The following is a 14,764-nucleotide window of genomic DNA, read 5'->3' as shown; positions in this document are numbered from 1 at the left end:
CGTCCCGCAGTGGGCCGCATTCTCACTTATTTTCCAGGTCCAGGCCACAAGCGCTGGCGTTTGCTCCTACTGAGCTGCCGGCGTCCTGAGCTTTTCCAACACAGAAAGTGGAGAGATCACCTTGGTAGAGTACGTAGTTTCCCTCGATAAGCTCGGCGTCCATGATGTAGAGCATGTGGGGGGCAAGAACGCATCCCTCGGCGAGATGATCAGTAATCTTGCAGGCGCTGGAGTCTCGGTGCCCGGTGGTTTCGCCACCACGGCCCAGGCTTACCGCGATTTCCTCGAGCTGAGCGGCCTCAACGCCCAGATCCACGCCGCGCTGGACGCCCTGGACGTCGATGACGTCAACGCCTTGGCGAAAACCGGCAGCCAGATCCGCCAATGGATCATGGACGCCGAGTTCCCCGAGAAGCTCAACGAAGAAATCCGCACCGCCTTCGCGGCACTGTCGGCCGGCAACCCCGACATGGCTGTTGCCGTACGCTCCTCGGCCACCGCCGAAGACTTGCCGGACGCCTCTTTTGCTGGCCAGCAGGAAACCTTCCTGAACATCCGCGGCGTTGAAAACGTGATCCGCGCCGCCAAGGAAGTGTTTGCCTCGCTGTTCAATGACCGCGCTATTTCCTACCGCGTACACCAGGGTTTCGACCACAAGCTGGTGGCTTTGTCTGCCGGTGTGCAGCGCATGGTGCGTTCGGAAACCGGCACCGCCGGCGTGATGTTCACCCTGGACACCGAGTCCGGTTTCCGTGACGTGGTGTTTATCACCGGCGCCTACGGCCTGGGTGAAACCGTCGTACAAGGCGCGGTTAACCCGGACGAGTTCTACGTCCACAAACACACCCTTGAGGCCGGCCGCCCGGCCATCCTGCGCCGCAACCTGGGCAGCAAGGCTATCAAGATGATCTACGGCGACGAGGCCAAGGCCGGTCGCTCGGTGAAAACCGTTGAAGTCGACAAGGCCGAACGCGCGCGTTTCTGCCTGACCGACGCTGAGGTCAGCGAACTGGCCAAACAAGCGATGATCATCGAAAAGCACTACAAGTGCCCGATGGACATCGAGTGGGCCAAAGACGGTGACGACGGCAAGCTGTACATCGTGCAAGCGCGTCCGGAAACCGTGAAGAGCCGCACATCGGCCAACGTGATGGAACGCTACCTGCTAAAAGAAACCGGCACTGTGCTGGTGGAAGGCCGTGCCATCGGCCAGCGCATCGGCGCCGGCAAAGTGCGGATCATCAAGGACGTGTCCGAAATGGACAAAGTCCAGCCCGGTGACGTGCTGGTCTCCGACATGACCGACCCGGATTGGGAACCGGTGATGAAGCGCGCCAGCGCCATCGTCACCAACCGTGGCGGGCGTACCTGCCACGCGGCGATCATCGCCCGTGAGCTGGGGATTCCCGCAGTCGTCGGTTGCGGCAACGCCACCCAACTGTTGAAAGACGGCCAGGGTGTGACTGTGTCCTGCGCCGAAGGCGACACTGGCTTCATCTTTGAAGGTGAACTGGGCTTCGATATCAAGCAAAACTCCATCGATGCGATGCCGGACCTGCCGTTCAAGATCATGATGAACGTCGGCAACCCGGACCGTGCGTTCGATTTCGCGCAGTTGCCGAACGCCGGTGTGGGCTTGGCCCGCCTCGAGTTCATCATCAACCGCATGATCGGCGTACACCCCAAGGCGCTGTTGAATTACGACGGCCTGCCGTTGGAAATCAAGGAAAGCGTCGACAAACGCATCGCCGGCTACAACGACCCAGTGGGTTTCTACGTCGAGAAGCTGGTTGAAGGCATCAGCACCCTGGCGGCGGCGTTCTACCCGAAAAAGGTCATCGTGCGCCTGTCGGACTTCAAGTCCAACGAATACGCCAACCTGATCGGCGGCAAGCTCTACGAGCCCGAAGAAGAAAACCCGATGCTGGGCTTCCGCGGCGCCTCGCGTTACATCAGCGAAGCCTTCCGTGACTGCTTCGAACTCGAATGCCGTGCCCTCAAGCGCGTGCGCAACGAGATGGGCCTGACCAACGTCGAGATCATGGTGCCGTTTGTACGGACCTTGGGCGAAGCGAGCCAAGTCGTCGACCTGCTGGCTGAAAACGGCTTGTCCCGCGGCGAAAATGGCCTGCGCGTGATCATGATGTGCGAACTGCCGTCCAACGCCATTCTGGCCGAGGAGTTCCTGGAATTCTTCGACGGCTTCTCTATCGGTTCCAACGACCTGACCCAGCTGACCCTGGGCCTGGACCGTGACTCGGGGATCATCGCGCACCTGTTTGATGAGCGTAACCCTGCGGTCAAGAAACTGCTGGCCAACGCCATCCAGGCCTGTAACAAGGCCGGCAAGTACATCGGTATCTGCGGCCAAGGCCCTTCCGACCACCCGGACCTGGCCAAATGGCTGATGGAGCAGGGTATCGAAAGTGTCTCGCTGAACCCCGACTCCGTGCTGGAAACCTGGTTCTTCCTGGCGGAAGGCCAAGCGTCCGCTTAAAGGCGTGACGTCAAAAGTGCCGGTCACCCAGCCTGGGTGACCGGCATTCTTATCTGTACAGGGCGGAACTCCATCCGGACGCCGCCCTTTTTTGTGCAAGAGCATTATGCAAAGCAGCAGCAACCTATTTCCCGTCGCCTTGATCAGTGCTGAACGTCGTGGCGACCTGAGTGAAGATGTGTACCGCCTTAAACCTGGCAACAGCCCCGACGGCACCGTCGAGCTGGCTGTGACCCGTTTGGGCCTGGCGGATGTCCCGGAAAACCGGGGCACGCCGGTTATTTTATTGCACGGCAGTTTTTCCAATCGGCGCTTCTGGTATTCGCCCAAAGGGATCGGCTTGGGCGCTTACCTGGCACGTCAGGGATTTGATGTGTGGATCCCGGAAATGCGCGGCCATGGCCTGTCCAAGCGCAATCAGGATTACGCCAGAAACCGCGTCGCCGATTATGCGCGATACGATTTGCCGGCTATTGGCGCGTTTGTGCGTGAGCAAAGTGCACAAATACCGCACTGGATCGGCCATTCCCTGGGTGGCACCGCCTTGGCAGCGGCCTTGGGCGGTCAGCACCTTGGCGCGCCAGCCGTGGCGTCGGTGGCACTGTTTGGTTGCCAGGTCAGCCGCACCCACTGGCCGCTGAAAATTCCGCCGCTGGAATGGACCGGCCGTTTGCTCTTGAAACGTTTTGGTGAAGTATCCGGCGTACGGCTAAAACGCGGCCCCGAGGACGAGCCGGCGGGGGTGATGATCGAAGCGATGCGCTGGAACGGCCTGTTCGGTCGTTTTGGCGAGGGTAAGCAGGACTGGTGGAAGGGGCTGGCGGGCGTCGACGTGCCGCTGTTGGCCGTCAGCGCTGCTGGCGATCAACAGGACCCGGACTGGGCCTGTCGAAAGTTGTTCGAACAAGTCGGCTCTGAACATCGCCAATACCTGTGCCTGGGGCGCAAGCAAGGCTTCAGCGGGGATTTCGGGCACGTCGAGATGCTTGTCAGCAAGGCCGCGCAGACTGAAGTGTGGCCGTTGGTGGCGCAGTGGCTGAAAGATCCTCTGACACCTTTATTGGCGGCAGAGCCGCAGGTAGCGGCAACGGTTTAGCGCAACCGCTCTGCCAAGGGCGTTTCACTCGGGAGAGGTTGCGGCTAAGATATGACGCATCAAACGCTTCTGGTCATATTCAGTCGCGCAGTCGCTATTGCGTTGCGACGGTGTGAGTCTGATCATGGCCGCCGCTGACGGGTGGGGGCTTAAAGTTAAGCCGTTGTGACGCGTTTTTCTGATGTACACCGTGGGATGTTCGACCTCTTCATTGACGACAGGAGTTTCCCGATGATTCATTACGTGACGCCCGATCTGTGCGACGCCTACCCGGAGCTGGTGCAGGTAGTTGAGCCGATGTTCAGTAATTTCGGTGGCCGAGACTCCTTTGGCGGTGAAATTGTCACCATCAAGTGCTTCGAAGACAATTCGCTGGTCAAGGAACAGGCCGACCAACCGGGCGCCGGCAAGGTGCTGGTGGTCGACGGCGGCGGCTCCCTGCGTCGCGCGCTGCTGGGTGACATGATCGCCGAAAAAGCCGCAAAAAATGGTTGGGAAGGCTTGGTGATCTACGGTTGCGTGCGTGATGTTGACGTCCTCGCCCAGACTGACCTGGGTGTGCAGGCGTTGGCTCCGCACCCGATGAAGACCGACAAGCGCGGCATTGGCGACCTGAATGTGGTGGTGACGTTTGCCGGCGTGACATTCCGCCCTGGTGAGTACATCTACGCCGACAATAATGGCGTGATCGTTTCGCCAAGCCAGCTGAAAATGCCTGAATAAACCGCAGTAGCCGAAAGGGGTGAGGATGTTCGAGGAAGAAAACGCGCAATGGGGGCTGGTGCATGCCCTGGTGCTGGACGGTAAAGGCGGTGCGCGTTCGATTGCCCGGACTGAGCTCGACGACTTGCAACTGCAGCCCCAGGAAAGCCTGTGGCTGCATTGGGATCGCAGCCATCCACAGACCCAGACCTGGTTGCGTAAATCCAGCGGTTTGAGCGAATTCGCCTGCGACTTGTTGCTGGAGGAGAACACCCGCCCGCGCCTGTTGCCGCTGCCGGACAGCGAATTGCTGCTGTTTCTGCGCGGGGTCAACCTCAACCCGGGCGCCGAGCCGGAAGACATGGTCTCGGTGCGTATTTTTGCGGCAGCCAGTCGCGTGATTTCCCTGCGCTTGCGCCCATTGCGGGCTACCGATGAGCTGCTGGTGCAACTGGCTGAGGGCAAAGGGCCAAAAACCGCTTCTGAACTCATCCTTTATATGGCGCAGTACCTGACCAATAAGGTGCAGGATCTGGTCACCGACCTGTCCGAAGTCGTCGATTTAGAGGAAGAAAAACTCGATGCCGACGAACGGTACACCCCGGAGCACGGCAACGTTTTACAGATCCGTCGAAGGGCTGCCGGATTGAAGCGTTTCCTGGCGCCGCAGCGGGATATTTTTGCCCAGCTGACGCGGATCAAATTAGCGTGGTTTTGTGACGACGATGCTGACTACTGGAACGAATTGAACAACAGCCTGACCCGCTACCTGGAAGAGCTCGAACTGACTCGGGAGCGCGTGGGGCTGGTGCTTGAGGCCGAAGACCGGCGCTTGAGCGTACGCATGAATCGCACCATGTACCGCTTCGGGATCATCACCGGGATCTTCTTGCCGATGAGTTTTCTGACCGGTTTGCTAGGTATAAATGTGGGCGGGATCCCGTTCTCTGCCAGCCCCTATGGATTCGTGATTGCCTGCTTGTTGATGGTCTCGGTAGCACTGGGGCAATGGTGGCTATTTCGACGATTGCGGTGGGTTTGACCTGAATATGACCTGAACGCAGGCAGGGTCACATGTGACCCCAAGAATTTAACCCTCGTCTTTTAACTCACTTGCGAGAGGTCTTTATGCACGATCCGTTCGAACAGTCTTTGCGTGACATGCTCAATGCGTCGCCATCCAACCGTGATGACGATGCCTGCCTGGGCCGCGTGTTGAAAACCGCCAACCGTCAGGTAGGGGCGGGAGACCTGTTCGGTCTGCTGGGTCGTTGGTTACCGGCATTGATGATGGCCTTGAACAATGGTTCGGCCCACGTGTCGCCGGTTTCGCGCCGTAAACCTCTTGCTCGCACTGCTGATAAGGCTGATTGAATATGGAACTTGATCTCTGGACTCAGAGCCTGGTCACCGCGATGACCGCATTGTGGACCAAGGTGGCGAATTTCATTCCCAACCTGTTTGGTGCTCTGGTTTTGGTGTTGCTGGGCTTTGTCGTGGCCAAGTTGCTCGACACCCTGCTGTCCAAATTGCTTGCAAAACTGGGGCTGGATCGCTTGATGGCTGGCACCGGCCTGACCAAGCTGCTGGGCCGCGCCGGGCTGCAAGTGCCGATCTCAACGCTCATCGGCAAGATCGTTTATTGGTTCGTTCTGCTTATTTTTCTGGTTTCTGCGGCTCAATCCCTTGGACTTGAGCGAGTTTCAGCTACGCTCGACATGCTGGCGCTGTATTTGCCGAAGGTTTTCGGCGGCGCGCTGGTGTTGCTGGTAGGTGTATTACTGGCGCAACTGGCCAACGGGCTGGTGCGCGGTGCTGCTGAAGGCGTGGGGCTGGACTATGCTGCGGGCCTGGGGCGAATTGCCCAGGGGCTGGTGATCATCATCAGTATTTCCGTCGCGATCAGCCAGTTGGAGGTCAAAACTGACCTTCTGAACCACGTGATTGTGATTGTTTTGATTACCGTTGGTCTGGCAGTTGCGCTGGCCATGGGTTTGGGAAGCCGGGAAATTGCCGGCCAGATTCTTGCGGGAATCTATGTGCGTGAGCTGTATCAGGTTGGGCAACAGGTGCGTGTGGGCGAGGTCGAAGGGCAAATCGAGGAGATCGGCACGGTCAAGACGACGGTGCTGACCGATGACGGTGAGCTGGTATCGCTGTCCAATCGGATTCTCCTCGAGCAGCAGGTCAGTAGCCGCTAACCCGGCAAATCCTGCTAATGTACGCCGCCGCAAACCCGGGAGACCGGGCTGTAGCGGACATTGACCTGACTGTCGGCACGACTTGTTTTGAATAAAGCCCAAACGCTGTCCACGCGCTATGACCCCCGTGAGCTCTCTGATGAGGAGTTGGTCGCGCGCTCGCACACGGAGCTGTTTCACGTAACACGCGCGTACGAAGAATTGATGCGCAGATATCAACGCACTCTGTTCAACGTTTGTTCAAGGTATTTAGGGAACGATAGAGATGCGGATGATGTCTGTCAGGAAGTGATGCTCAAGGTGCTATACGGCCTGAAGAACTTTGAGGGAAAATCGAAGTTCAAGACATGGCTCTATAGCATCACGTACAACGAGTGCATCACGCAGTATCGTAAGGAACGGCGAAAGCGTCGCTTGATGGACGCTTTAAGTCTGGATCCCCTTGAGGAGGCGTCTGAAGAAAAGGCGCCGGTACCCGAGGAAAAGACCGGGCTTGATCGCTGGTTGGTGCATGTGAATCCGATTGACCGTGAAATTCTGGTGCTACGATTTGTCGCAGAGCTGGAGTTTCAGGAAATTGCTGACATCATGCACATGGGTTTGAGTGCTACAAAAATGCGTTACAAGCGTGCTCTTGATAAATTACGTGAGAAATTTGCGGGCGAGACTGAAACTTAGTGCGTGGCAAATATCTCTTACGTGTAGGCAAGTTCTGTTAGACTTGTCGCCGAGTTGTCCCCCGGTTTGTGGGACTGCTTTACAATCACCAGATGGGGATTTAACGGATGAAACTGAAAAACACCTTGGGCTTTGCCATTGGTTCTCTTATTGCGGCCACTTCTTTCGGCGCTCTGGCACAAGGCCAAGGCGCAGTTGAAGGCCAGCTGTTCTACAAGAAGCAGTACAACGATAGCGTTAAGCACATCGAAGACGGCTTCAACCCTGGCGCTAGCATCGGTTACTTCTTGACCGACGACGTGTCGATCAACCTGAACTACGACACCACCAACCACACCCGTTCGAACGACGGTACTGGTTCCCAGAAGATCAAAGGTGACACTGGCAGCGTGACTGCTCAGTACCACTTCGGTCAGGCCGGTGTTGATTCCCTGCGTCCATACGTAGAAGGTGGTTTCGGTCACCAGAGCCGTACCAACGTTGAAGCTGATGGCCACAAAGGTCGCGACCAGACCACTCTGGCAATCGCTGGCGCTGGCGTGAAGTACTACTTCACCAACAACCTGTTCGCTCGTGCTGGCGTTGAAGCTGACTACGGCATCGACAACGGCAAGTGGGACTACTCCGCACTGGTTGGCCTGGGTGTGAACTTCGGCGGCAACGCCGGCGCAGTCGCTCCAGCTCCTACCCCAGCACCAGCTCCAGAGCCAACTCCAGAGCCAGAAGCTCCAGTTGCTCAGGTTGTTCGTGTTGAGCTGGACGTTAAGTTCGACTTCGACAAGTCCGTTGTTAAGCCTAACAGCTACGGCGACGTGAAAAACCTGGCCGACTTCATGGCTCAGTACCCAGCTACCAACGTAGAAGTTGCTGGTCACACTGACTCCATCGGTCCAGACGCTTACAACCAGAAGCTGTCCCAGCGTCGTGCTGACGCTGTTAAGCAAGTCCTGGTTAAAGACGGCGTTGCTCCAAGCCGTGTAACTGCAGTAGGTTACGGCGAATCCCGCCCAGTTGCTGACAACGCAACTGAAGCTGGTCGCGCTGTTAACCGTCGTGTAGAAGCGTCGGTTGAAGCTCAAGCTCAGTAATTACTGAGTGGTAGAAAAAAGCCCGGCTTAGGCCGGGCTTTTTTTCGCCTGTAATTTGCCTTAGGCGCTGGCTGACACGGCAATGCAGGCGGCTTGCTCTACGCCAGCCACACTGCCGATCACCAGAATCGCCGGGCTTTTCAGAGCAAATGCCTGTGCATCGGTATGCATGTGCGCCAGGGTGCTGCGGCATTCGCGTTGCTGAGGCAATGAGGCGTTCTCGATCATCGCCACCGGCATATCCGCTGCCATTCCGCCCTCCTGCAATTGCTGACGAATCTCTTCAAGCTTCGCTACGCCCATATACACCACCAGTGTCGTACCGCCCTCGGCCAGTGCGCGCCAGTTCAGGCTGCTGTCGTCCTGGGTATGCGCCGTGACCAGCGTGACGCCACGGCTTACCCCGCGCAGCGTCAGGGGAATATCGCAGTTGGTTGCACCTGCCAGGCCCGCAGTAATCCCGTTGACCAACTCCACTTCAATGCCACGTTCACGCAGCCACATCGCTTCTTCGCCGCCCCGGCCGAAAATACACGGGTCGCCGCCTTTGAGTCGCACCACGCATTTGCCCTGGCGCGCATAGCGCAGCATCAGGCGGTGGATAAAATCCTGAGGTGTAGACCGGCACCCACCGCGCTTGCCCACGGTGACCACACGAGCGTGCGGGCAGTGTTCCAGCACCACCGGGTTGACCAAGTCATCGATCAGCACCACATCGGCTGCGTGCAGGGCGCGTACCGCCTTGAGCGTCAGCAGCTCCGGATCACCGGGGCCTGCGCCTACCAGCCAGACTTTTGCGCTCATGTTTATCCCCTTACACACTGATTGCGATTGGCAGCGACGTGCTGGCCAACAGACGTTTGATTTCCGGAACACAAGAGCCGCATTGCGTGCCGCACCCCAGTTCCTGTTTAAGCCCGTCCAGGTCCAGGCCACGGCCGATACCAGCGTATACCGCGCTTTCGCTGACGTTCTTGCAGTTGCACAAAATCTTGCTGCTGGCCGCCGCGCCGCCCGGTGGTGCACTCAGTGGTGCCAGCAGCCAGCGGCGTAGTTGATCGTCAGCACGGCCTTCCAGCCATAGGTTCTGCAGCCAGTGCCGTGCCAGGGTTTCGCCGGCCAGGCGCAGCGCGGTAATACGGCCTTTTTCGATTTTTACCCGCTTGCCAATCGAACGACGCGGATCGTCATAGGCCATGACCGGGCCGTCATTGAGGCCCAGCAGTTCGTCGATACGGGTTAACAGTTGCAAGTCAGGCGCCTCCGTATGGGCTGCGCGTATCAGAAGAGCCGGCCGTTCACGCCCGGCCAGGCTCAAGCTGACGTACGCAAAGCCCTCACACAGCGGGCGTAGGGCGTCGAAGTGTTGCTGCACATTTCCTTCTATCAGCGCAAACAACTGCCATGGCAGTTGCACTGGCTCCAGGCGCACGCCGCTGTGTTTGAGTTCGGGCTGTTTCGACAAGGGGTCGAACGCGGGCTGGGTTAGGGCATTAACACCGCCCTTGAGAAAACGATCGCCCCAATGCATGGGCAGGAACGCCTGGCCGGGGCGCACGCTGTCATCACTGCTGACGGCGACGATTACGCTGCCGCGACGGCTTTTCAGGCTGACCAGATCGCCCTCTTTGAAACGGTGCCGACGCAGTTCATCCGGGTGCAGGCTCAGCAGTGCTTCATTGACATGCCCGAACAACTGCGCGGCCGTGCCGGTGCGGCTCATGCCGTGCCATTGATCGCGCAGGCGCCCGGTGATCAAGGTCAGTGGGAAGCGCGCGTCACGTTGCTCTTTAGCGGCGCGATAAGGGTCGGCGATAAAGTGCGCGCGGCCGCTGTCTGTCGGGAACACACCCTCGGTGTACAGGCGCGGCGTGCCGGCGTGTGCGCCCACGGGAAATGGCCATTGCTGCGGGCCGAGCTGGTCGAGCAGGGCATGGCTGATACCTGACAGGTCGAGGTCACGGTTGCGGGTCAGCACCTTGTATTCATCAAAGATCTGCGCCGGCTGCTCAAAGGCGAACAAACTCGGTAACCCCGGGCGCAAGCGTTGCTCCAGGCGCTGTGCGAAATCCACGGTGATCGCCCAGTCTGGCCGTGCTTCGCCGGGTGGGGCGACGGCGCGGCGGACGTGGGAAATCCGCCGTTCGGAATTGGTCACCGTGCCTTCTTTCTCGCCCCAACTGGCGGCGGGTAGCAGCAGGTCTGCATAGGCGGCGGTTTCGGTCGTGCGAAAAGCCTCCTGCAACACCACGAACGGGCAGGCCGCTAATGCGGCACGCACGCGGTTCTGGTCCGGCAAGGATTGCGCGGGGTTGGTACAGGCAATCCACACGGCCTTGATCTTGCCGGCCTGGATCTGTTCGTACAGTTCAATGGCGGTCAGCCCGGTAGGCGCCGGCAACGCTTCGACGCCCCAATAAGCCGCGACTTCAGCCCTGTGTTCAGGGTTGGCCGCCTCGCGATGCCCCGGCAGCAGGTTCGACAAACTGCCGGTTTCGCGCCCGCCCATGGCATTCGGTTGGCCGGTCAGGGAAAACGGCCCGCAACCCGGCCGGCCAATGGTGCCGGTAGCCAGGTGCAGGTTGATCAGCGCACTGTTTTTGGCGCTGCCGGCGGTGGACTGGTTAAGCCCCATGCACCACAGCGAGAGAAAACTGCTGGAGGTGCCGACCCACTCTGCACACAGGCGCAACTGCTCAACGCTGATGCCACACAACTGCGTGATCATCTGCGGCGTGTAGTCATGCACCAGTCGTTTCAACTCGACCAACCCATCGGTATGCGCCTGGATAAAGTCGCGGTCGATCCAGTCTTCCCACAGCAACAGGTGCAAGATCCCATGGAACAGCGCCACATCGGTGCCCGGCAGGATCGCCAGGTGCAAGTCGGCCAAGTCGCAGGTGTCTGTGCGCCGTGGGTCGATCACCACCACTTTCATCTGCGGGCGGCGCGTCTTGGCTTCCTCTAGACGTCGGAACAGTACCGGATGGGCGTAGGCCATGTTGCTGCCGACGATCATCACGCAATCACTTGCGTCCAGGTCTTCATAGCTGCAGGGCGGCGCATCGGCGCCCAGGCTGCGCTTGTAGCCGACCACGGCCGAAGACATGCACAGCCGCGAATTGCTATCGATGTTATTGGTGCCCACCAGCGCCCGCGCCAATTTGTTGAAGCTGTAGTAATCCTCGGTCAACAATTGCCCGGAAATATAGAACGCCACGCTGTCCGGCCCATGTGCGGCAATGGTGTCGGCGAACACATTGGCCGCGTGTTCCAGGGCGGTGCTCCAGTCGGTGCGGGCGCGGGCCAGGTCTTTGCCCAGGCGCAGTTCCGGGTACAAGGCGCGGGCGGCCAGGTCGCCGGTCAAGTGCAGGCTGGAGCCCTTGCTGCACAACTTGCCAAAGTTTGCCGGGTGGCTTGGGTCGCCTTGCACGCCGAGGATCTGCGCGCCGTCATGCTCGATCAGCACGCCGCAACCCACCCCGCAGTAACAGCAGGTGGACGCGGTGGTCTGGCGGTTCATCAACCGGCGTCCCGCAGGGCCAGCATCACTCGGCCGTTTTCCACGCGGGCGGGGTGATGATGGGCGCAGCCGACATCCGGCGCCTGGGCTTCACCCGACGCCAGGTCGATCTGCCAGTTGTGCAGCGGGCAGGCCACGCGCTTGCCGTAGATCAAGCCTTGGGACAGTGGCCCGCCTTTGTGCGGGCAGCGGTCGTCGAGGGCGAAAACCTCATCGTCACTGGTACGAAAAATTGCAATATCGCCTTTTGGCCCAGTGATGATGCGCGAACCCAGGGCGTTGATTTCATCCAGGGCGCAGATATCCAGCCAGTTCATGCCGACACCTCCAACTGCTTGACGGGGATGACTTCGAATTCCTTTTTCAGCAGCGGCTGTTCCAGGCGTTCTTTCCACGGGTCTTGCTCGAATGACAACGAGAATTGCAGGCGCTCGTTGAGGGCCTGGCGCCGTGCCGGGTCTTCCAGAACGGCTTTCTTGATGTGTTCCATGCCTACCCGTTGCAGGTAATGCACGGTGCGCTCAAGGTAGAAAGCCTCTTCGCGATACAGCTGCAGGAACGCGCCGTTGTATTCGCGCACTTCTTCAGCGGTTTTGAGCTTGACGAAAAACTCCGCGACTTCAGTCTTGATCCCGCCGTTGCCGCCGATGTACATCTCCCAGCCAGAGTCGACGCCAATAATGCCGACGTCCTTGATACCCGCCTCCGAGCAATTGCGTGGGCAACCGGACACCGCCAGCTTGACCTTGTGCGGCGACCACATATTGAACAGGTCGTGCTCCAACTCGATACCCAACTGCGTGGAGTTCTGCGTACCGAAGCGGCAGAACTCGCTGCCCACGCAGGTCTTCACGGTGCGGATGGATTTGCCATAGGCGTGGCCGGAGGGCATGTCGAGATCCTTCCATACACCGGGCAAATCCTGTTTCTTGATGCCCAGCAGATCGATGCGCTGGCCGCCGGTGACCTTGACCATCGGCACGTTGTACTTGTCGGCCACATCGGCAATGCGCCGCAGCTCCGACGGATTGGTCACGCCGCCCCACATCCGTGGGACTACCGAGTAGGTGCCGTCTTTCTGAATATTGGCGTGGGCGCGTTCGTTGATCAGGCGCGATTGCGGGTCGTCCTTGGCCTCGCCGGGCCAAGTGGAGATCAGGTAGTAGTTCAGCGCCGGGCGGCAGGTTGCGCAGCCGTTGGGCGTGCGCCAGTTCAGGTAGCTCATGGTGCCGGCGATGGTCAGCAGGTGCTGGTCGCGGATCGCCTGGCGGATTTGCCCGTGGTTGAGGTCGCTGCAGCCGCAGATGGCTTTTTCGCTTTTGGGTTTGACGTCAGCGGCGCCGCCCACGGTGTTGATCAGGATCTGTTCCACCAACCCGGCGCAGGAACCGCATGAGCTGGCGGCCTTGGTATGCTTTTTCACGTCATCGACACTGAACAATCCGTGTTCCTGGATCGCCTTGACGATGGTGCCTTTGCACACGCCGTTGCAGCCGCAGACCTCGGCGTTGTCGGCCATGCTCATGGCTTTGTCCTGGCCTTGATGGCCGACATCGCCTAGTGCGTTCTCACCGAACATCAAGTGATCACGGATCTCGCCAATGGCATGGTTCTCACGAATCTGGCGGAAATACCAACCGCCGTCGGCGGTATCGCCATACAGACAGGCACCGACCAGGATGTCGTCCTTGATCACCAGCTTCTTGTACACGCCGCCAATCGGGTCGGAGAGGGTGATGGTCTCGGTGCCTTCACCGCCCATGAAATCCCCGGCAGAGAACAGGTCGATGCCGGTGACTTTCAGCTTGGTCGACGTGACCGAACCTTTGTAAGTGGCAAAGCCCAACTGGGCCAGGTGATTGGCGCAGACCTTGGCCTGCTCAAACAATGGCGCCACCAGCCCATAAGCGATCCCACGATGGCTGGCGCACTCGCCGATGGCATAGATGCGCGGGTCGTAGGTTTGCAGCGTGTCATTGACCAGGATCCCACGGTTGCAGGGGATGCCGGATTTCTCCGCCAATTCGGTGTTGGGGCGGATACCGGCGGCCATTACCACTAGGTCGGCGGGGATGATGTCGCCATTTTTGAACTGCACCGAGCCGACGCGACCATTGCCGGCGTCGTGTAGCGCCTGGGTTTGTTCGCACAGGCGAAACACCAGGCCGCGGCTTTCCAGTTCGGTTTGCAGCAATTGCCCGCTGGTTTTATCCAGCTGGCGCTCCAGCAGCCATTCGCCGATATGCACCACGGTCACGTGCATGCCGCGCAGCATCAGGCCATTGGCGGCTTCCAGGCCAAGCAGGCCACCGCCGATGACCACCGCGTGCTTGTGGGTCCTGGCGGTGTCGATCATGGCCTGGGTATCGGCGATGTCGCGGTAGCCGATCACTCCCTGCAAGGTATTGCCGGGGATTGGCAGGATAAACGGCGTGGAGCCGGTGGCGATCAACAGGCGATCGTACTCGGCCTCGCTGCCGTCCTCGGCGATGACGATGCGTCTTACGCGGTCGATCTGCACCACTTTGCGGTTGAGCAACAGCTTGATGTGGTTATCCAGGTACCAATCGAGATCGTTGAGCACGATCTCTTCGAAGGTCTGCTCGCCGGCCAGCACCGGCGACAGCAGGATACGGTTGTAGTTGGTGTGCGGCTCGGCGCCGAACACCGTGATGTCGTACAGGTCGCTGCTCAGCTTGAGCAATTCTTCAAGGGTGCGAACCCCGGCCATGCCGTTGCCGATCATCACTAATTTGAGTTTCTTCATGTCGTTCTCCGCAATGGCTCGACAAATCGTGCGCAAACAAAAAAGGCGTCCCCACCAGTTACCTGGCGAGGACACCTTTGTCCGGTCCCGTTCTCTCGGGAAGCTCGACCCTTCGACGTTGAAGGAGCGGCTATATGTGAGTTGTTGATGAAGCTAATGCAGCGGTTGTGCCAAGTCGACAGGCGCCGGCTTTATTGGGATTTCCATCAATT

The 14,764-nt window shown here is 59.3% G+C and carries 12 protein-coding genes; 8 read left to right on the top strand and 4 right to left on the bottom strand.

All coding sequences use genetic code 11. The features are described from left to right. Nucleotides 1-121: 121 nt before the first annotated feature. The 8 genes from ppsA to K0H48_RS22495 all read left to right on the top strand — a co-directional run bounded on the left by ppsA (nucleotide 122) and on the right by K0H48_RS22495 (nucleotide 8,262). Nucleotides 122-2,497, top strand: coding sequence for a phosphoenolpyruvate synthase (gene ppsA, locus K0H48_RS22530; RefSeq protein ID WP_056861567.1), 2,376 nt, complete (start codon nucleotides 122-124; stop codon nucleotides 2,495-2,497). A gap of 106 nt (nucleotides 2,498-2,603) precedes the next feature. Continuing rightward, nucleotides 2,604-3,593, top strand: a complete 990-nt coding sequence (locus K0H48_RS22525; protein ID WP_219269260.1) for an alpha/beta fold hydrolase — start codon at nucleotides 2,604-2,606, stop codon at nucleotides 3,591-3,593. Between the two features lie 234 nt (nucleotides 3,594-3,827). Further along, nucleotides 3,828-4,316 (top strand): ribonuclease E activity regulator RraA, encoded by a 489-nt coding sequence (gene rraA, locus K0H48_RS22520; protein ID WP_219269289.1) that lies wholly within the window; start codon nucleotides 3,828-3,830, stop codon nucleotides 4,314-4,316. Nucleotides 4,317-4,341: 25 nt separating this feature from the next. Then, entirely contained in the window at nucleotides 4,342-5,337 is a 996-nt protein-coding gene (locus K0H48_RS22515; RefSeq protein ID WP_138814349.1) for a zinc transporter ZntB, read from the top strand. Between the two features lie 86 nt (nucleotides 5,338-5,423). Then, nucleotides 5,424-5,669, top strand: coding sequence for a hypothetical protein (locus tag K0H48_RS22510; RefSeq protein WP_005790375.1), 246 nt, complete (start codon nucleotides 5,424-5,426; stop codon nucleotides 5,667-5,669). A gap of 2 nt (nucleotides 5,670-5,671) precedes the next feature. Next, nucleotides 5,672-6,496, top strand: coding sequence for a mechanosensitive ion channel domain-containing protein (locus K0H48_RS22505; RefSeq protein ID WP_003193288.1), 825 nt, complete (start codon nucleotides 5,672-5,674; stop codon nucleotides 6,494-6,496). Nucleotides 6,497-6,583: 87 nt separating this feature from the next. Further along, nucleotides 6,584-7,174, top strand: coding sequence for an RNA polymerase sigma factor SigX (sigX, locus tag K0H48_RS22500; RefSeq protein WP_219269259.1), 591 nt, complete (start codon nucleotides 6,584-6,586; stop codon nucleotides 7,172-7,174). Nucleotides 7,175-7,281: 107 nt separating this feature from the next. Beyond that, a complete protein-coding gene (locus K0H48_RS22495) occupies nucleotides 7,282-8,262 on the top strand; it encodes an OmpA family protein (protein WP_219269258.1) in 981 nt (326 codons plus the stop codon). 60 nt (nucleotides 8,263-8,322) lie between these two features. Here K0H48_RS22495 and cobA read toward each other — a convergent pair whose 3' ends face one another. The 4 genes from cobA to nirB are packed head-to-tail and all read right to left on the bottom strand — an operon-like array spanning nucleotide 8,323 to nucleotide 14,552. After that, nucleotides 8,323-9,066, bottom strand: a complete 744-nt coding sequence (gene cobA, locus K0H48_RS22490) for a uroporphyrinogen-III C-methyltransferase (protein ID WP_219269257.1) — start codon at nucleotides 9,064-9,066, stop codon at nucleotides 8,323-8,325. 10 nt (nucleotides 9,067-9,076) lie between these two features. Then, nucleotides 9,077-11,785: a nitrate reductase gene (locus K0H48_RS22485; protein ID WP_219269256.1), complete on the bottom strand. Its 2,709-nt coding sequence runs from the start codon at nucleotides 11,783-11,785 to the stop codon at nucleotides 9,077-9,079. After that, on the bottom strand, nucleotides 11,785-12,102 hold the full coding sequence (gene nirD / locus K0H48_RS22480) for a nitrite reductase small subunit NirD (protein WP_219269255.1): 318 nt from the start codon (nucleotides 12,100-12,102) through the stop codon (nucleotides 11,785-11,787). The genes K0H48_RS22485 and nirD overlap by 1 nt, the downstream gene beginning before the upstream one ends. Next, nucleotides 12,099-14,552, bottom strand: a complete 2,454-nt coding sequence (nirB, locus tag K0H48_RS22475; RefSeq protein WP_017134765.1) for a nitrite reductase large subunit NirB — start codon at nucleotides 14,550-14,552, stop codon at nucleotides 12,099-12,101. Before nirB ends, nirD begins: the two co-directional genes overlap by 4 nt. Nucleotides 14,553-14,764 lie beyond the last annotated feature (212 nt).

This window comes from Pseudomonas sp. Xaverov 259, assembly GCF_019352915.1.
GTDB lineage: Bacteria > Pseudomonadota > Gammaproteobacteria > Pseudomonadales > Pseudomonadaceae > Aquipseudomonas.
The sequence above is the reverse complement of the archived record's forward strand: the minus strand, read 5'-3'. Positions and strand labels throughout refer to the sequence as shown.

Bases quoted from the DNA above. Each gene is read 5' to 3' on its own strand.
- K0H48_RS22510 (WP_005790375.1), top strand. From the start codon at position 5,424: ATGCACGATCCGTTCGAACAGTCTTTGCGTGACATGCTCAATGCGTCG.
- K0H48_RS22505 (WP_003193288.1), top strand. From the start codon at position 5,672: ATGGAACTTGATCTCTGGACTCAGAGCCTGGTCACCGCGATGACCGCA.
- K0H48_RS22495 (WP_219269258.1), top strand. From the start codon at position 7,282: ATGAAACTGAAAAACACCTTGGGCTTTGCCATTGGTTCTCTTATTGCG.
- K0H48_RS22515 (WP_138814349.1), top strand. From the start codon at position 4,342: ATGTTCGAGGAAGAAAACGCGCAATGGGGGCTGGTGCATGCCCTGGTG.
- nirD (WP_219269255.1), bottom strand. From the start codon at position 12,102: ATGAACTGGCTGGATATCTGCGCCCTGGATGAAATCAACGCCCTGGGT.
- K0H48_RS22525 (WP_219269260.1), top strand. From the start codon at position 2,604: ATGCAAAGCAGCAGCAACCTATTTCCCGTCGCCTTGATCAGTGCTGAA.
- K0H48_RS22485 (WP_219269256.1), bottom strand. From the start codon at position 11,785: ATGAACCGCCAGACCACCGCGTCCACCTGCTGTTACTGCGGGGTGGGT.
- nirB (WP_017134765.1), bottom strand. From the start codon at position 14,552: ATGAAGAAACTCAAATTAGTGATGATCGGCAACGGCATGGCCGGGGTT.
- cobA (WP_219269257.1), bottom strand. From the start codon at position 9,066: ATGAGCGCAAAAGTCTGGCTGGTAGGCGCAGGCCCCGGTGATCCGGAG.